The sequence below is a fragment of the Streptococcus suis genome (genome assembly GCF_029616525.1).
In the GTDB taxonomy this organism is placed as follows: Bacteria; Bacillota; Bacilli; order Lactobacillales; family Streptococcaceae; genus Streptococcus; species Streptococcus suis_AF.
Genome location: NZ_JANFME010000008.1, coordinates 61,458 through 79,612 on the forward strand (window position 1 = coordinate 61,458; position 18,155 = coordinate 79,612).

The 18,155-nt window shown below is 39.9% G+C and carries 19 protein-coding genes; 15 read left to right on the top strand and 4 right to left on the bottom strand.

The genetic code is table 11. From position 1 onward, the window contains the following. The first annotated feature begins 88 nt into the window (after window positions 1-88). The 9 genes from tmk (at window position 89) to NOL38_RS04990 (ending at window position 7,008) form a co-directional block, all read left to right on the top strand. Entirely contained in the window at window positions 89-727 is a 639-nt protein-coding gene (gene tmk / locus NOL38_RS04950; RefSeq protein WP_015646956.1) for a dTMP kinase, read from the top strand. Then, window positions 724-1,608 carry a DNA polymerase III subunit delta' gene (locus tag NOL38_RS04955; RefSeq protein WP_277941545.1) on the top strand — a complete coding sequence of 295 codons (885 nt, stop codon included), beginning with the start codon at window positions 724-726 and terminating at the stop codon, window positions 1,606-1,608. Before tmk ends, NOL38_RS04955 begins: the two co-directional genes overlap by 4 nt. 19 nt (window positions 1,609-1,627) lie before the next feature. Further along, window positions 1,628-1,945 carry a DNA replication initiation control protein YabA gene (yabA, locus tag NOL38_RS04960; protein WP_002935361.1) on the top strand — a complete coding sequence of 106 codons (318 nt, stop codon included), beginning with the start codon at window positions 1,628-1,630 and terminating at the stop codon, window positions 1,943-1,945. A 1-nt stretch (window position 1,946) separates the two neighbouring features. Further along, window positions 1,947-2,810 carry a 16S rRNA (cytidine(1402)-2'-O)-methyltransferase gene (gene rsmI / locus NOL38_RS04965; protein WP_277941546.1) on the top strand — a complete coding sequence of 288 codons (864 nt, stop codon included), beginning with the start codon at window positions 1,947-1,949 and terminating at the stop codon, window positions 2,808-2,810. 468 nt (window positions 2,811-3,278) lie between these two features. Beyond that, the gene (gene serC / locus NOL38_RS04970; protein ID WP_277941547.1) at window positions 3,279-4,370 is read left to right on the top strand and encodes a 3-phosphoserine/phosphohydroxythreonine transaminase; all 1,092 of its coding nucleotides are present in this window, start codon (window positions 3,279-3,281) and stop codon (window positions 4,368-4,370) included. Then, window positions 4,370-4,927, top strand: a complete 558-nt coding sequence (locus NOL38_RS04975) for a GNAT family N-acetyltransferase (RefSeq protein WP_277941548.1) — start codon at window positions 4,370-4,372, stop codon at window positions 4,925-4,927. Before serC ends, NOL38_RS04975 begins: the two co-directional genes overlap by 1 nt. A 53-nt stretch (window positions 4,928-4,980) precedes the next feature. Beyond that, window positions 4,981-6,162: a phosphoglycerate dehydrogenase gene (locus NOL38_RS04980; protein WP_014638089.1), complete on the top strand. Its 1,182-nt coding sequence runs from the start codon at window positions 4,981-4,983 to the stop codon at window positions 6,160-6,162. Window positions 6,163-6,164: 2 nt separating this feature from the next. Further along, entirely contained in the window at window positions 6,165-6,671 is a 507-nt protein-coding gene (locus NOL38_RS04985) for a methylated-DNA--[protein]-cysteine S-methyltransferase (protein WP_024381555.1), read from the top strand. After that, on the top strand, window positions 6,655-7,008 hold the full coding sequence (locus tag NOL38_RS04990) for an arsenate reductase family protein (RefSeq protein WP_002935368.1): 354 nt from the start codon (window positions 6,655-6,657) through the stop codon (window positions 7,006-7,008). The genes NOL38_RS04985 and NOL38_RS04990 overlap by 17 nt, the downstream gene beginning before the upstream one ends. Window positions 7,009-7,028: 20 nt before the next feature. On the opposite strand, the gene NOL38_RS04995 is transcribed toward NOL38_RS04990, so the two are convergent. Together NOL38_RS04995 and NOL38_RS05000 are read right to left on the bottom strand one after the other, a co-directional pair. Further along, window positions 7,029-7,928, bottom strand: a complete 900-nt coding sequence (locus NOL38_RS04995) for a cation transporter (RefSeq protein ID WP_277941549.1) — start codon at window positions 7,926-7,928, stop codon at window positions 7,029-7,031. A 291-nt stretch (window positions 7,929-8,219) separates the two neighbouring features. Next, window positions 8,220-9,047, bottom strand: a complete 828-nt coding sequence (locus NOL38_RS05000; RefSeq protein WP_277941550.1) for an exodeoxyribonuclease III — start codon at window positions 9,045-9,047, stop codon at window positions 8,220-8,222. A 155-nt stretch (window positions 9,048-9,202) separates the two neighbouring features. Between NOL38_RS05000 and NOL38_RS05005 the strand changes: the two genes are divergently transcribed. The 4 genes from NOL38_RS05005 (at window position 9,203) to NOL38_RS05020 (ending at window position 14,448) form a co-directional block, all read left to right on the top strand. After that, window positions 9,203-10,864, top strand: a complete 1,662-nt coding sequence (locus NOL38_RS05005) for a hypothetical protein (RefSeq protein ID WP_277941551.1) — start codon at window positions 9,203-9,205, stop codon at window positions 10,862-10,864. A 159-nt stretch (window positions 10,865-11,023) separates the two neighbouring features. Beyond that, window positions 11,024-12,412 carry an amino acid permease gene (locus NOL38_RS05010; RefSeq protein ID WP_105123798.1) on the top strand — a complete coding sequence of 463 codons (1,389 nt, stop codon included), beginning with the start codon at window positions 11,024-11,026 and terminating at the stop codon, window positions 12,410-12,412. 125 nt (window positions 12,413-12,537) lie between these two features. Continuing rightward, window positions 12,538-13,419, top strand: a complete 882-nt coding sequence (locus NOL38_RS05015; protein WP_277941552.1) for a DUF975 family protein — start codon at window positions 12,538-12,540, stop codon at window positions 13,417-13,419. Window positions 13,420-13,611: 192 nt separating this feature from the next. Beyond that, on the top strand, window positions 13,612-14,448 hold the full coding sequence (locus tag NOL38_RS05020) for a DUF975 family protein (RefSeq protein ID WP_277941553.1): 837 nt from the start codon (window positions 13,612-13,614) through the stop codon (window positions 14,446-14,448). Window positions 14,449-14,465: 17 nt separating this feature from the next. Here NOL38_RS05020 and NOL38_RS05025 read toward each other — a convergent pair whose 3' ends face one another. Beyond that, on the bottom strand, window positions 14,466-15,341 hold the full coding sequence (locus NOL38_RS05025) for a CPBP family intramembrane glutamic endopeptidase (protein WP_277941554.1): 876 nt from the start codon (window positions 15,339-15,341) through the stop codon (window positions 14,466-14,468). 122 nt (window positions 15,342-15,463) lie between these two features. Between NOL38_RS05025 and NOL38_RS05030 the strand changes: the two genes are divergently transcribed. Together NOL38_RS05030 and NOL38_RS05035 are read left to right on the top strand one after the other, a co-directional pair. Continuing rightward, entirely contained in the window at window positions 15,464-16,081 is a 618-nt protein-coding gene (locus NOL38_RS05030) for a DUF3885 domain-containing protein (RefSeq protein ID WP_277941555.1), read from the top strand. 444 nt (window positions 16,082-16,525) lie between these two features. Continuing rightward, complete coding sequence (locus NOL38_RS05035; protein WP_277941556.1) at window positions 16,526-17,269, top strand: hypothetical protein; 744 nt, start codon at window positions 16,526-16,528, stop codon at window positions 17,267-17,269. 41 nt (window positions 17,270-17,310) lie between these two features. Here the strand turns inward: NOL38_RS05035 and NOL38_RS05040 are convergent, their stop codons facing one another. Further along, window positions 17,311-17,904: a DUF1361 domain-containing protein gene (locus tag NOL38_RS05040; protein ID WP_277941557.1), complete on the bottom strand. Its 594-nt coding sequence runs from the start codon at window positions 17,902-17,904 to the stop codon at window positions 17,311-17,313. Between the last annotated feature and the right edge of the window lie 251 nt (window positions 17,905-18,155).

Genomic DNA, 18,155 nt, shown 5'->3' on the forward strand with positions numbered 1-18,155 from the left:
TTTTGGTAAAATGGAATGAATATCTAAGAACCAGTCTTCATAAGTGTAGTCCTGAACTGTGCATACTGGTACTAAGAGCGAGGGAAAGATGAGAAACGGTTTTTTTATTACATTTGAAGGTCCAGATGGGGCAGGGAAAACAACGGTATTGCAACAGTTATTGCCAGCCTTGCAGGAATTGGGGCCAGAAGTAGTCACAACTAGAGAGCCAGGTGGGGTGGCTATTGCAGAAGAAATTCGCAATATAATTCTCAATCCTGCCAATACTGAAATGGATGATAAGACGGAGCTGTTATTGTTCATTGCAGCACGACGTCAGCATTTGAAAGAGAAGATTCTTCCACCCTTGGCACAGGGGAAATTGCTCTTGATTGATCGTTTTATCGATTCCTCTATTGCCTATCAAGGATTTGGACGGGGCTTGGATATAGATGACATTCATTGGCTTAACCAGTTTGCAACAGATGGTTTAAAGCCAGATTTAACCCTATATTTTGATATTGATACAGAAGAGGGGCTGGCTCGAATTGCCCGCAATGCTGACCGTGATGTGGATCGCTTGGATATGGAAAAAGCAGATATGCATAGACGGGTGCGTCAAGGCTATCTTAATATTTTAGAGCAAGAACCAGAGCGGTTTGTAAAGATTGATGCCAGCCAGCCACTAGAGGCTGTTGTTGCAGATGCTCTGGCGGTCATTAAGAAACGGTTTGCAGAAAGAACATGAAGATTGAAGAACTTAGAAACTTACAACCCAGTGTATTTCAACGTTTTGTGACAATTTTAGAGCAGAGACGTTTGGCGCATGCCTATCTATTTTCAGGTGACTTTGCTAGTTTTGATATGGCAATTTTTCTCAGTCAATCGTTATTTTGTCAGGAGAAAGAAGGCGTCCTTCCTTGTCAGAAGTGTCGGTCTTGTCGTCTAATTGAAGCAAATGAGTTTTCAGATCTTACTGTTATTGCACCGCAGGGAAATGTTATCAAAACAGATACGATACGTGAATTAGTTAAGAATTTTTCACAATCTGGATTTGAATCCAATAAGCAGGTTTTCATTATTCGTGATGCTGAGAAAATGCATGCTAACGCAGCCAACTCTTTGCTAAAAGTGATTGAAGAACCTCAGTCAGCCATTCACATCTTCTTATTGACCAATCAAGAAGAAGCTGTCCTTCCTACTATCAAGAGTCGGACACAGATTATAGGTTTTCCTAAAAATATTCCGGTCATGGAGCGAATGTTAGAAGAGGAGGGCTTGTTAAAAACACAAGCAAATCTCTTAGCTCAACTGGTTTCAAGTCAAGAAGAAGCGAAAAAGTTAGCAGAAAATAAAAACTTTTTAGATTTGATGGGACAGACAAAGAAATTTACAGACTTGCTCTTGGTGGAGCCTACACGTGCTTATTTGCAAGTTGGAATCCTAGTGTCTTTAGCTGTGGAAAAAGCTGAGCAGGGACGTTTGTTTGACCTTCTGAGTCTGATATTATCTGAGAAAATGATGGAATCGGCAAACGTACGTGAAAAAATGGATGCTGTTCTTAAGGCTAAGAAGATGTGGCAGGCAAACGTAAGTCTACAAAATAGTCTAGAGTATATAACTCTGTAAAATAAAAGAAAGGGAGATAATGGATAAAAAAGAAATTTTTGATGCCCTAGATGATTTTTCGCAGAATCTTCTAACCACGTTGGCAGAAGTGGATGCTATCAAAAAGCATTTACAGGGAGTTATTGATGAAAATACGACCCTCCGCTTGGAAAATTCCAAGTTGCGCGAACGTTTGGAAAAAGAAGATAAGACAGGCCATAAATCTTCCAACTTTGGTAAGGAGAATTTGGAGAATATTTACGAAGATGGTTTCCATATTTGTACCTTCTCTTATGGTCAACGTAGGGATAATGATGAACCTTGTATGTTCTGTGTAGAATTATTGAATCGAGATTAGGATGAAAGTACAAAAATCATTTAAGGGACAGACGAGTTTTGGGACTTTATATCTGGTGCCAACGCCTATTGGAAACTTACAGGATATGACATTCCGAGCTGTTCAGATCTTGAAAGAAGTGGATATAATTGCAGCGGAAGATACGAGAAATACAGGCCTCCTACTCAAACATTTTGAAGTAGAAACCAAGCAAATATCCTTTCATGAACACAATGCCCATGAAAAAATTCCAGTTTTGATTGATTGGCTCAAATCTGGTCAGTCCATTGCGCAAGTTTCTGATGCAGGCCTGCCTTCCATTTCGGATCCTGGTCATGACCTGGTAGGGGCAGCAATTGCGGAGGATATTCCTGTTGTAGCACTTCCAGGAGCATCGGCGGGAATTACAGCTTTGATTGCATCTGGTTTGGCACCCCAGCCACATATTTTTTATGGATTTTTACCGAGAAAATCGGGGCAGCAAAAAGAATTTTTCCAAGAAAAAAAGACCTATCCTGAGACGCAAATTTTCTATGAATCTCCATATCGTGTGGCAGATACCTTAGAAAATATGTTGACAGTTTATGGTGATCGTCAGGTAACGGTTGTTCGAGAATTGACCAAGTTATACGAAGAATACCAGAGAGGAAGCATTTCCGAATTACTAGAGTATTTGGAAGAAAATCCACTTAAGGGAGAATGCTTGATTATTGTCGAGGGTGCTGGTGAGGAAGTCTATCCTTCTGCTGACGAAGTAGACTTGAAGGCTGAGGTAGAAAGAGAAATTGCAAGTGGCATAAAACCTAATCAGGCTATCAAAGAAGTGGCCAAACGCTACCAACTCAAAAAACAAGAAGTATACGATATATATCATGGACTAGCTTAAGGCCTAGTTTTTTGTATGTTTATGCAATTTTATACTCTTCGAAAATCAAAATTATCCGTTGTCAAGAGCCTTGATGAGTGAAAAGCTCCAGTGGATATTTTCAGCCTGTTACCTTGAAATGAGAAAGTAACAGAGTTCTATCTTCGACTTAATGACGCGAACACAGTTCTCTATACTTCCAGCCTTCAACTATATCCCAGCTAAGCTACTTTTGATTTTCATTGAGTATTAATATGCAGATAGCAATTGACGACACTCCCCAAACAGTCAAATCTGGTCATAAAATTCTCATTGAAAACTGATTAATCCCTGTGAGGTAAGTGGCTCGTTTATGGCTAAAAGTAAGAGGTTCTTTAGAAAGTAGAATAAATATAAGAAATCCGAATATTTTTACAAAATAATCATATTTTATGGAATTGTCTGAATATTTGTGATATAATGAACAGACTAACTTAATGGAGGGATTTTATGACAATCTACAACTTCTCTGCAGGTCCTGCAGTATTGCCAAAACCAGTACTTGAACGCGCCCAAGCTGAATTCTTGGACTACAATGGTTCGGGAATGAGTGTTTTGGAGATGTCGCATCGCTCCAAGGACTTCGATGATATTATAAAAGGTGCTGAGGCAACGCTTCGTGAATTGATGGCCATTCCAGATAATTACAAGGTTATTTTCTTACAAGGTGGAGCTTCTTTGGAGTTTACAATGATTCCCCTCAACTTCGCTCAAGGCAAGAAAGCCTACTATCTTGTAGGTGGCTCATGGGGTAAAAAAGCCTATACTGAAGCTGTGAAGCTGTCTAAAACAATTGCCTTTGAACCAATTTTGCTTGGATCAACGGAAGATATTACCTATGCAGAATTGCCAACCTTCGATAAAAATGATATTGATCCAACTGCTGCTTACGTGCATTTGACAACAAATAACACTATTGAAGGAACAGCAGTTTATGATATTCCTGACACCAATGGCGTGCCAGTCATTGCCGACATGTCTTCAAACATCTTAGCGGCTCGCTATAATGTTGAAGATTTTGCCATGATTTATGCTGGCGCTCAGAAAAATATTGGTCCTGCTGGTGTGACGGTGGTGATTGTTCGCGAGGACTTCCTCAATGATCAACCAATGCTTTCAAGCATGTTGGACTACCGTATTCAAGCAGAAAATGACTCTCTTTATAATACGCCACCAGCTTATTCTATTTATATTTCTAAACTCGTCTTTGAATGGGTAAAAGAAATTGGTGGTGTCGATGAGATGGAGAAAATCAACCGTGAAAAATCTGGTTTGCTTTATGACTATATCGACCAGTCTAATTTCTATACAAACCCTGTTCGTAAAAAAGAAGAGCGTTCAGTAGCGAACATTCCTTTTGTTTCACCAAGTGAAGAATTAGATGCTAAATTTGTCAAAGAAGCAACAGCAGCTGGTTTTAAAAACATCAAAGGTCACCGTTCAGTAGGTGGGATGCGGGCGTCGCTCTATAATGCTTTCCCACGTCGAGGTGTGGTTGAATTGATTGAATTCATGAAAAAATTTGCAGTGGAGAATGCTTAATGGAAATTAGATTAGCACATCCAAATGAGATAGAGGCTATTGTCAATATTCTTGAAGATGCTCGTGCATTTCTAGCAACCTCCGGTATCAATCAATGGCAGGGAGAGTATCCTAATAAAGAGAATATCTTTGATGACATTCTTTCTGGCAGAGGTTACGTTGGTATAGTTGACGGTAAGGTGGCAGCCTATGCCGCCGTTCATCGTGGTCAAGAAGCAGAATATGAGGCCATATATGAAGGAAAATGGCAGCATAATCATCCTGTATATACAACATTTCATAGAATTGCAGCAGCTGACGAATTTCGTGGTCAAGGAATCACACAAACTTTTTTGCAAGGTTTAATTGAAAGTCAAAAAGGACCGGATTTCCGCTGTGATACCCACGAGCAGAATAAGACAATGCAGCACATTCTAAAAAAATTAGGCTATGTCTATTGTGGTAAAGTCCCAATAGATGGAGAACGTCTAGCCTATCAAAAAATCAAGCACAAGAGCGAGCGGAGTCTTTACCAGGAAATCAGTGAAGACGACCGTTGGTTACTCGGAAATAATTAATGAAATAAAGAAAGAAAAGGCGGCAGCTATTCCGCCTTTTTAGGTAAAAATAAATGGTATTTAGCGTACGTACTTTTAACAATATCAATCAAATTGGTCTTAAGGAATTGGGCAATAAATTCCAGATTGACGGAGATCATGCAGCAAATCCAGATGCCTTTATTATTCGATCTGAAAATTTGCATGGATTTGATTTTCCTGAAAATCTAAAAGCTATTGCCCGTGCTGGTGCAGGGACTAACAATATTCCAATCGAAGAGGCAACAGAGAAAGGTATTGTTGTCTTTAACACTCCAGGTGCCAATGCCAATGCCGTAAAAGAGGCAGTCATTGCTTCCATCCTCTTGTCAGCACGTGACTATATCGGAGCGACTGCATGGGCAAATACATTGTCAGGAGATGATGTACCTAAGCAGGTTGAAGCAGGTAAGAAGCAGTTTGCTGGGACAGAAATTTCAGGTAAGACTCTTGGTGTTATCGGACTTGGTGCTATCGGTGCGCGTATTGCCAACGATGCCCGCCGTTTGGGAATGAATGTTCTCGGTTACGACCCTTATGTATCAGTAGAAACTGCATGGACCATTTCAAGCCACGTCAAACGTGTGGATGACTTGAAAGAAATCTTTACCAATGCGGATTACATTACTGTTCATGTTCCTTTGACAGATAAGACACGAGGACTTTTCAATGCGGATAGCTTTGGTCAAATGAGAAAAGGAACAACCTTGATAAACTTTGCCCGAGGTGAATTGGTTAATAATGCTGATTTGTTTGAAGCAATTGAAGCAGGAGTTATCAAGAACTATATCACGGATTTTGGGACAGAAGAAGTGCTCAACAAGGACAACATTATCGTCTTTCCGCACGTTGGTGGGTCAACAGAGGAAGCAGAGCTCAACTGTGCCATTGCTGCTGGTCAGACCATTCGTCGTTTTATGGAGACGGGTGAAATTATCAACTCAGTTAACTTCCCAAATGTGAAACAATTCCTAGATGCACCGTATCGTATTACCTTGATTAATAAGAATATTCCTAATATGGTAGCAACGATCACAACGGCTGTATCTGAGTTGGGAATCAATATCGATAATATCATCAATAAGTCTAAAGGTGACTATGCCTATACTTTACTTGATTTGGATGAAGCGGATAAAGTGAAAATTGAGCAGTTGGTTGCTAAATTTGAAGCAACGGATGCAATTGTCAAAGTGCGTGTCATTCAGAATAAAAACTAATCATGCTGTATAAACAAATCTATCACAGTCCACTTGGCCCCATGTCATTAATTGCTAGTGATAAGGGATTGAGAGGGGCCTGGTTTGAGGGACAAAAATATTTTGAACGAGGCTTGAATGAGAAAGCTATTTTAGCCTCCCATCCCATTTTAGACCAGACAGCTCGATTGCTTGACCAGTATTTTTCAGGGGATCAGGTGGACTTTTCAAACCTTCCATTAGAAGCTGTGGGAACAAATTTCCAAGAGCATGTCTGGCAATTATTGAAGACGATTCCGATTGGTCAGACGACTACCTATGGACAACTGGCTCAGCAACTGGGCCTTCGTTCTGGTCAGGCAGTAGGAGGAGCAGTTGGGCGTAATCCTTATTCTATTATTGTTCCTTGTCACCGAGTTCTCAATCAGAAAGGACAGTTGACAGGTTATGCAGGTGGACTGGATAAGAAAATCTGGCTCTTGCGACATGAGAATCCAGAATTTGAGGTGAAAGATGATTTTATTTTATGAGTATCCAAAATGTTCGACTTGTCGAGCAGCAAAGGCGGAGCTGAAAAGTTTGGGATTGGAATTTGAAGCTATTGACATTAAGTCAACACCGCCTAGCGCTGAAGAGCTAAAAGCTTGGATGGAGGCGACAGGACTAGAATTGAAAAAGTATTTTAATACTTCTGGGAATAGTTATCGTGAATTAGGCTTGAAAGATAAGTTTGATAGTCTTAGCTTGGAGCAGGCACTTAATCTTCTAGCTAATGATGGTATGCTGATTAAGCGTCCCCTGCTAATTCAGGATGGTAAAATCTTACAGATTGGCTATCGAACAAAATACGAAAATCTCGGTTTATAAGCCGAGATTTTGTTTATTTATTATAGCGCATATTCTATTGAAATATATTCATGATGTTTTTTCAAAAGATAGAGCATCTGAGGCTTATCTTCTAAGAGTTTTTGGATAATTTCGTGATGGACATTGTGGAGATTGATTTTAACGCGAATCTTCATGCCTTGTTTGAAAATATGGATTTCGACATCATTGCTATCTTCCTTTAAGTAAGGCTCCAATAGCTGATAGATAGAATCATGTATCTCAGGGAAATGGATCGTTCCGTTGGCGAGTTCCTTGAAAGATGCTACTAATAAGTTCCAAGGTTCCTTAAATGAAATGATTGCTAGTGCTAGTGTCAAAAAGAAGTCGCCAGTATAATGCAGAAAGCCGAACCAAGAGTTGATAGGAACAAGATAGAGCAGAAGAATTGCAATTCCAATTGCACCTGAAATGAGTCCGTCTACAAGGTTGCCTTTTGCTTCTGCTAATATGATAGTAGACAGATGATTGACTTTGGCACTCATATGGCAGTTGTATAGGTAAAGCCCCATACAGACAAAAAACATGGTTATGGTATAAGGGAGAACGGGACCTGTAGTCATTTGATGACCGATTCCATGAACAAAGTAAGCAAAGGCTGTCGCGCTAGTTTCAAGTACAGCAAATACAAGGAGTAGTAGAGTTGCGAGAGATTTCATGATAGCGTAGAGAGGTTCTAGAAAATACAGTCCTTGAGGAAAAGTCTTGGTTTTCCGATGGCTATTTTTCGATATGTAAACTGCAACTAAGGACGAAATAAATGCTATTAGAGAAAAGACTCCGTCTAGGAGGAGGGCGTTTAGGTCAGTCATGATATAAACGGCAATACCTGCTAGTCCAGATAAACCGTTCACAACAGAGGAAACAGTTAGTGATTTGCGTTCGATAATTTTGTGGTCCATAACCCCTCCTTTTAATATATATCTATATATTTATTTTACCACAAAATGACACCGTTTTCAAATCAAGCAAATTAAAACAAGGTAGAATGATAAGAAATAAAGGCTTAAAACCCTTGCAATAGACCTACGGGTTTTAAGCCTTTAATATCTGTTATCTGATAATTGAAATCATGTTATACTCTTCGAAAATCAAAATCAGACGTTGTTGACTTGATTTGATGAACTTCAGTTCTATCTGCATCTGCGTCGCCTAGTCTGATTTTGATTTTCATTGAGTATTAATATCCACTGTTAGAATGAAATCTCTATCACAATTGGTGTATGGTCCTGACGAGCACCGGAGTCAATCATATCTGACTTACTTACTTTGTCGGCGATGCGGTCGCTGACAAGCCAGTAATCAATTCTCCAGCCTGTATTGTTGATTTTACTGGTGCGGCTACGTTGTGCCCACCAAGTATAGGCGTTGAGAACATCACCGTGCAAGTGGCGGAAGGTATCTGTAAAACCTTTAGCTAGAAGATTTGTAAAACCTTGACGTTCTTCATCTGTAAATCCTGGAGATTGACGGTTACTTGCGGGATTAGCAAGGTCAATTTCCTTGTGAGCAACGTTGTAGTCACCTGTTGCAAGAACAGGTTTGTGGCTATCAAGTTTTGATAAGTAGTCAGCATACTGTATATCCCAGATTTGACGGTCAGCAAGCCGTTTCAAGCCATCACCAGCATTTGGCGTATAAACTTGTGTGACATAGAAGTCATCAAATTCTAGCGTGATGATACGCCCTTCAGAATCCATGGTTGTTGGAGCACCAATCTCAGGGAAGGTAATGGTTGGAGTTAGATGGTTTTTGTAGAGGAAGAGCGTACCAGCATAGCCTTTGCGAGCTGGTTCTACAGATGAACGCCAGGTATTGGCATATCCAGGGAAGTAGCTTTCCAAAATTTCTAGATGCTTTTTAGTCGGTCCCTTATCTGACAATTTTGTTTCCTGAATGGCGATAATATCAGCGTCTTCTGTCACAAGTGTATCGATGACTGCGCGTGATAATAGGGCGCGAGGAGATTCTGCAGTCAATGCAGCGTTAAGAGAATCAATGTTCCAAGAAATGAGTTTCATAATTTTCCTTTTCTAGTCTGTTACTGTTTTACATTATACCAAAAATAAAAGTTGCAGGCGAATATGGAAACTTGAAAAAATTTTTATAATTCTTGTATTATAACATTAAAATTGTGATACAATAGAACTAATAAATCTGTGTCAAGGAGGTTATTATGAAAAGAAAATTATTTGTTTTTGCCTGGTTAGCCCTAGTTTTGGAAATGCTAATCTACTACTGGTACCAGTTGCCTGCTTTAAATATTTTGAGTTTGGACTTCTGGATATTTTTCCTTCAATCTGTCGGATTGGTTTGGCTCATACTTTCCATGTTCAGCTCCAAAGGTGCTTTTCAAAAGGTGACCAAGATTTCCGGTCGCCAGAGACAAGTAGATACCTATCAGATTAAAACCTCGCAACTACCAGCTTACTTAAAATGGTTGGGACGAATTTGGGTATTGGTTGTCCTGGGTTTGTTGGGGCTGGGGCTTATCAACTCACGTGTATTTCGTGCTAAGGATTACGCTGCTGTCATAAGCGTCAAGGATGCGGATTTTAAAGCAGATTTTCCTGAAACAGACATATCCAAATTGGCTCTCCTAGATCGCGCCTCAGCCGAAAAAATCGGTGATACTTATCTAGGTACCATTGACAAGGTCTCCCAGTTTGGCATTTCGGATGATTATCGCCAGATTACTATCGGTCAGCAACCGTTCCGTGTATCGCCTTTGGAATATAAGAATTTTTGGAAATGGCTGAGCAACCATCAAGATGGGATTGGTTACTACGTGAAGGTTAATCAGACAACAGGGAAGGCAGAACTTGCCAAGTTGAGCAAAGCCATGCACTATTCAGATTCCGAATTTTTGCTGAATGATACCTTACGTCATCTTCGCCTGCAATACCCGACAACTATTTTTGGGAAACCATCCTTCGAAGTGGATGACCAAGGAAATCCATATTATATTGCAACGATTTACGAGCCAAAATTTGGACTTTCATCAAATGATCCGATTGGTGCTATTGTATTGGATGCAGTAACAGGGGAAAGTAAGAAGTATGGTCTGGAAGATATTCCAGAGTGGGTAGACCGTGTTTATTCGGCAAATAATGTTATCAGCCGTGTAGATGACCACTATACTTATCAAAATGGTTTCTGGAATACCATTTTCAGTCAAACTGGTGTGAAAAATACAACAGACAGCTATAATTATATTTCTATCGGCTCAGATATTTATCTCTACACAGGTATCACCTCAGCAACTGCTGATTCATCCAACCTTGGATTTATTCTTGTCAATATGAGAACTCGTGAAATTACCAACTACAAATTGGCTTCGGCGACTGAAACAGCAGCGCAAGAGTCCGCAGAAGGTGAAGTGCAGGAAAAAGGCTATAAAGCCACTGCTCCAAGCCTGGTTAAGTTGGCAGATACAGCCTACTATTTAGTATCCTTGAAAGATGATGCTGGCTTGGTTAAATCATACGCTCTTGTTGATGCTGAAGATTATCAACAGGTTACTGTTAATAACGATATTGCGCTCTTAATTTCTCAAGTCACAGGAACGGATGCTTCTAGCCTTTCAGGATTGACGGTGACTGAAAATGGAGAAGTTGGTGAACAGACTGAGGTTATCAGTGGAAAAGTAGAAGCTTTAGCGAGTCAAATAATTGGCGGTGCGACAATCTACTATATTGAGTCTGAGGGCAAGATTTATAAAGTCAAAGCAACGGAAGATAGTACAGATCAATTACCATTTATCAAAGTAGGAGATCACTTTAGCGGTCAGTTAGATAAGAAAAATTATCTTAAAAACTTTAAGGTTAATCCAGAATAATCATAAGAAAGAGTGAGGTAGAAAAGCCTTGCTCTTTTGCTTGTCGTCACCCATGCGAAATATTTCAACTTATGGTATAATGGGGCGTTATGGTTCTTTGACAGGAATCCGTAGATTATTCTGTCGAGTATCCATATTCTTATTCTGAAGGAGTATTTTGTGAGTTTATTTAGAAAAAAACAAGCAGTCGGTCGCCATAGTCAAATGCGTCGGCATTTAGGCTTAGTTGATTTGATATTTTTAGGTATCGGTTCGATGGTTGGAACAGGTATCTTTACGGTAACTGGTTTGGCAGCAGCCCAGTATGCAGGGCCAGCTCTGATTATCTCAATTGTTATTGCAGCAATTTCAGTTGGACTAACAGCCTTGTTTTACGCAGAATTTGCCTCGCGTATACCGACTAACGGTGGTGCCTATGGTTATCTCTATTCGGTTTTTGGTGAATTTCCTGCCTGGATTGCTGGCTGGCTGACAATCATGGAATTCTTGACTGCTGTATCGAGTGTTGCATCTGGTTGGGGAGCTTATTTGAAAGGACTCCTGGCTAATTTTGGTATCGCTATGCCGACAGCTCTGAATGGAACTTTTAACCCCGCTGCAGGTACCTATGTAGACCTCTTACCAGTTCTCGTCTTGATTTTTGTGGTAGGAGTGGTCTTGCTTAATTCTAAGGCAGCTCTTCGTTTCAATTCAGCCTTGGTAGTTTTGAAATTTTCAGCGTTGGCTTTATTTATTTTAGTAGGGTTATTCTTTATCAAACCAGAAAACTGGTCGAACTTCTCTCCTTTTGGTTTTGGTGCCATTTATGGTGGACAGGCAGGAATTATGGCAGGAGCGTCTCTCATGTTCTTTGCCTTCCTGGGATTTGAGTCTATTTCATTAGCGATTGATGAGGTGAAAAAACCTGAGAAGAATGTACCAAAGGGAATCGTGTTGTCTTTATCCATTGTAACAATTCTTTATATTGTAGTGACATTAGTATTGACCGGTATGGTTCACTATACTAAGTTGAATGTGGCAGATGCGGTAGCCTTTGCACTTCGAGAAGTTGGATTGGATTGGGCAGCGAGTTATATTTCTATTGTTGCAATCCTAACATTGATTACAGTATGTATTTCGATGACCTACGCCTTGTCGAGAATGGTCTATTCCATCAGTCGTGACGGTTTGCTACCGAAATCATTGAGCCGATTGACACAAACAAGCAAGGTTCCTAAAAATGCGACCATTCTTGTGGGGATTTTTGCAGCCATTTGTGCAGGTATTTTCCCACTAGCAAGTATTGCTTCCTTCCTCAATATCTGTACCTTAGCTTATTTGATTATGCTGGCGTTGGGTATTATTCGTCTGCGTCAAGTCGAAGGTTTGCCAAAAGATGGACAATTTAAAACACCTCTTGTTCCCTTGTTACCTATCCTCTCGATTATCATTTGTCTTTCATTTATGTTCCAGTATAGTTTAGATACTTGGTTGGCATTCGGAGTATCCTTGGTTATTGGAATTTTGATTTACTTCTGGTATGGCTATCGTCATTCGGAAGCAAAATAATAGATTTCCCTTCTTTTTTAGTTGAAGGGATTTTTTGTACAATTTTTTTATAGAAATAATGGAAAACTTAAAAATAAAATAGTATAATATATATAATGATACAAATATATGAAAGGAAAAACGCGATGTCTAATAGCGATATTCGAGCTAAAGCAACGGCTATTCGTGAACAAACAGATGGGATGATAACCTTGTTTTTGGCACCTGTTTTGATTTCTTTTCTGTCAGGAGTGGCAGAATTTGGCTTGAAACAAATCTGGGGGCAAACTGGTACTTTCTCCTGGGGCACAACTATTGTGAAAGATGGTGTTACTTGGACGCATAATTTTATTTCTGTTGGCCCGTCAATCATATTTGATTTTATTGCACAATGTTTAATTGTGACAGCTTGTTTTCAACTAATAAGACTGGTGAGAAAGCAAAGAACCAAGGTTAGCTTTACGGAGTGTTTCACTTTACTAGATGGGAAGAATTTTTTACCAGTTTTTAGTACGACATTATTGAAAATGCTGGTCTTGTATTTAGCAAGTTTCCCTGCTGCTCTTGGAATGATATTGATAGGTTTAGCTTTCTATAGTACTATTGTCATCTTTGGTGCTCCTATTGATTATCAGCCTGATTTTTCAGCTTTTTTCAGTTCGTCTTATTTTCAAACAGGATTAATACTGGTATGTGTAGGGATTATTTGTAGTTTATTCGTAGGATATGGGCTCAGTCAGGTCTCTTTTCTTCTCTATGATTATTTGGAAAACAATACCTATTCTTCACCATTTAAACTCTTCAGTCAGAGCTGGAAGTTGATGAAGGGGAATAAATGGCGCCTTTTCCTCTTGGATTTATCTTTTGTTGGCTGGTTTATTGGAGTTCTTTTGACGTTTGGGTTTTTGGGACTTTACGTATATCCATACTATTGGACTTGTCAGACTATATTTTATGAAGATTTGAAGGCCAAGAATCCATTGGTATTTTCAACTTATAAATCAGTTATCTCTTCCACAGTAGCCTAGGGAGTATGGTGTTAATAAATTATTAGGAATCCCTTCGTATTTTGGAGGGATTTTCCTGTTTTTAAGAGATGTTCTGGAAAATTAATGGATAAAGTTTTATACTAATAGTAGGATGGTAAAGTAGTCCGATGTAGATAGAATATTTGCGACGTGACTTCATAAATAAGGAGAGAAAATTGGAGGGGAATTGTGATGATGACGAGTGATATAGTATCAAGAGCGATGATGACTCGCGAGCGGACAAGAGGTACAACACTACTATTTTTGCCCTCCATTTTGCTATCTATTGTTTATGCTGTACCAGTAACAATTTTTCGCCTACTAACATTTCTAGAGCTCCGTCAAAACAGTGCTTTTGTGGAGGGACGATTGGTATCTTCAATCAGTTTGACCTATTTAGGTGAGTTAGGCTTCGCTCTGCTGTTACAGCTGTTCATCGGTCTGTCCTGTTTTCATTTATTGGAATTGTTGAGAGGGGATAGACAGGAGTTTTCTTTAAAAGATAGTTTTTCCTTTCTAAAGACAGAATGGAAGAAGCCTATCTGTGCCACTTTTCTTTATTATTACTTGCTTCTTTTTATAGCTGGACTTCCAGCTAATCTAGGGGCTACTTTATTTATTAAAGGCTTCACAATGAGTAGTTTGATGGTCTTATCTCCGGGGGCAATGGCAGAGCTGGCAGTTCATCAGCCTAGTCAATTAATGAAGATAGGGACTCCGATTTTCCTGCTAGGAATGATTATTTACCTTTTTGTCTACTATACCTACTCACAGGTTGTTTTTGTCCTATATGACCATTTGGATAATGCTAGTTATACTGGTCCCCTGGCTGTATTTAGGGAAAGTCGTTTCCTGATGAAAGGGAACTATTGGCAACGTATCTGGTTAGATTTATCCTTTTTAGGTTGGTTTATTGGGGAATTATTGACCCTTCATCTGTTATCTTTTTTTGTGACTCCTTACTATCATTTATCCAGGACTATTTTCTACGAAAAATTGAAAAAACAAAGACTGTCAGCTGTAGAGTAGCTAACAGTCTTTTATGATTATAGGGAGCTTGTTTTGGGCTTGAAATAGAGATCGTAAACCAACCAGCAAATCATTATACCTTGGACAATCAAGCTGATGACGGAGCCCTCTACGCCAAACTTTCCACCAGATAGCCACTCAGGACCAGTGATACCGATTTGAATAAAGGCCTGACCAGCATCGGTGCCGCTGACTGGGAAAGCAAAAACATTCCCTTGGAAACAGTTCCACGCAGCGTGTAAGCCACCAATCACCCAAATGTTGCCTGTTTTGAGCATAATGAGGCAGGCAAGAACGGCAAATAGGGTTAAATCCAAAATTGGAATGAGTGAAATAGCATTGTTTCCGAGGTGGAGAAATGTGAAGAAGAGGGAAGAAACAATGATACCGATAGGAATATTGTGTTTAGCTGAAAGTGATGAGAACATCCATCCTCTTGTTAGAATTTCTTCTGTCGTACCTTGGATAGACCAGGCAAGGATAAGGATAATAAATTCTCCGACTAATTTTGTAGAGAACTGGATGCTTGTAAACTCAATCGCGCCTAATCCCCACATGATGAGTGTACAAGTGGTCAGCATTGCAGCTCCGATTCCCCACCCGAGTAGAAAATCTTTTCCCGCACCTTTTTTAGTAAAACCAAGTCCTGCCCACGGGCTTTTTTCAATATACCGTGCCCATAAAATGACCATCAGGCTGATAAAAGCGAAAGCGAATAGTTCAAAACTTACAGAAAGGGTCTCGCTAAATGGGAGTAAAAAGCTTATTGGAGTGAAAATAACTGCTCCTAGTGAATCTCCTGCTAGCAACAAAATAATAGCTATAATAGGAGAGGTGATGATGTTGAGATTGAAAGCTGATTGAGCCTTCTCATTGATAAATTCGGTTTTCATAGGACCTCCTTTTACTAGATGCTTTACTAGTTCACTATTCTATCATATTTTTCCAAAGAAGACTAGACCTAATTTCCTAGTATATGGTAGAATAGTACAAAGCTATATAAGGAGAATAGTATATGGAATTGAATCAATGGCTGAAGTCCTTTCAACTGAAAGATAATCGACTAGTGGGCCCATTCTTTTATGGCACACCTCTTGCTCTTAGATTTGAAATCGGGCCTGCAGACGAAGCAGAAGAATTATCAAGAGCAATCTATCTTGAAAGAGCCTATGCACGTGCAGTAGAACTTTTTGAGCAGGCTAGTTCAGAATACGACTATGTGCTCCTTTCGCTCCTTCGACAGGAAGATAGGGATATAGACACCTACCTCTGGCATTTTTCATCGAAATTTAACTTCAACAAGGTCCCTGAGCCTGAGTTGATAGAAGTGGAGGATTGGACGGGAGATGCGCTAGTCTTTGAGCGCTATCTCTTTCCAGTTACCGACCAGGACCTGAAGGCTTTGTTGAGGGAGATTGTCAAAGCCGACCATGGAGGTTTTAACTATCTATCAAGTTCCGTTCTCTTCCTATCTAGTCAGGACAATATCATCTATCATTGCTACGATGATCGGGGAGTTGATATTGCTGTTTTAGATGATGACAAACGTTTGGAGCTCTTTACAGACTGCCATGACCTGCTTTTTGACTACGATATGGAGGAGATGGAGGGGAGGGTGGAGATCCGAAGCTAGTATGGTAAATCCTATTTTCAACCGGTAAAAAAGTTTCTGTTACTGAGTGGTTTGTGGTAGAATTAGAACAAATTGAACAAAAAATAAATGAGCTTTTTATGTTTCTAAATCTATGACATCTTATAAACTAAACCAGGGGGAGAAATATATGGGTGCGTTTCTATTTTTTACATTTGCGATTTGTTATCTGGTGGGCATTATCTCCATAACGATTGCTTTCAAATTCTTTCGTAGGAAGTAGGAGAAAAGACAAATGGAAAAACTCTTGATTTGGTTTTTGATTTTGCTCTGGGCCTCACCTGTAATCATTGTCGCATTGGCAGGTGGTTTTGTCATTTTAAGCCTATTGTTTGGCAGAAGGAAATAATGATATTGAAGCATTGCAAAAGAATGGAACCTATCGTAAAATGGTAGTATATTTCAGATATACAGGGAGGGGGTGCCATGCCTTACCGTAAATTAACATCAAGAGATCGGTCTTTTATCAAAGGGCAGACGGACCGCTTGCTGAATCAGATGAATAGCAATGCGGCCTATTTGGGGACAGTTCAGACCTATGAAGCAGCCAAGGCTAGGGCCAACCAAGCCTATCTGGCAATGGAACTGGAAGACGACCCAGAGAAAAAGGTCCGACTGGCAAAATTGGTTGAAAACTATACTGCTCAAGCCCAGACTATATTGGACGAGTGGGAAGAAAAAAACAAACGAGCAGAGAAAGCGACAAGAAATGTCAAGTTGATCTTGTGGCTGACTGTGCTTTTTACACTCAGCTTTGTCTTTCCAGTCAATATCATTCTAGCCATTCTTTTTGCCGTCTGGTTTTATCGGAATTACCTTCGTTCAAGTAGAACTGACCAAGTGCCTATGGCTACTGCGAGCCAGTCTTTGATAGAAGAGGAAAGGTTTGAAGACTGGTTGACAGAAAAGATTGTCACTCTCAACAAGGACAAGCGGGAGTGGACTGAGGGAATAATCGCAAAATATGACAGTTTGGATGAAATAGCTGCAGGTATCGGTGAAATGGATGAGATAGATAAAGTGGCTGGTAAGAACCTTCTACGACACTATCAGGACATTTTAGCAGATATTGAAAAACTGCCAGATTCTGACCAGAAAACCTATTATTTGGATTTTCATCAGGAGATCATTGCCGACTTGGAAGATCTTTTTGCACAACTCCATTTTTGATAAGAAAAACCGGTAACAGTACAAGGCTGTTGCCGGTTTTGTTATTCGTCTATGGAAAAGACCAGGACCATGATTTGTATAAAGGTAAAGCCCAGGATGAAAGGCAAGGCAGCCCAGGAAACGACTTCGATCATTTCACTGACAACCAGGCTTGGTCTGGTAAAGATGTCCCATGAATTGAGTCGTGCATAGCGTCCGATGTGAATGGCAAAGCTGGATAGCAGGGAAAGACCACCAATTAGAAACAGCCTGAACCAGTAGGACTTGATAGAAAAGGCAGAGAAAATCAGCCGTAGGCTTTCCACGCCAGTCATGACCCCATAGAAAATACTTGGGACGTAGAGCATGAAAAGAATCATGCTGTCCCGTTGCCAGAGGACTGTGTTGGCAAAGTGCATGTGGACGATGTCCGTCACCATGTAAAAGGTGTTGGGGTAGAAAAAGAGCCAGAGAAGGCCAGCAATGATCTTTATGTATTTAGACTTACTGTAGTTGGTGAGAATAGCAAAATCAAGTGCTACTAAGGCTAAAAACATATTCCAAGTCAAGTCTGGTGCTGTGACACCGTAACGCTTTAGACCGGCAGCGATGATGAGGAAAAAAATATGGATAAAAACATTTTTCTTTGTAAACATGACAAACCTCTTTCTGTAGAATATAAATGCTAGTATATCACATTCAGGCAGAAAAGGGGGACTAGGCATTGTATTGTTTGAACACGTTTAAGAATGGATTAAGTGTCTGGATACAAAAAAGGGAGTGGGAAAGACATCCATGATGGCTCCGCCCTCACCCACAGAATAATGAAAACGAACACAAAGCCCTCACTAGGTGTATAATCTTAGTGAGGGCTTTGTGGTTGACGAGTTACTGATGTTAGTCATCG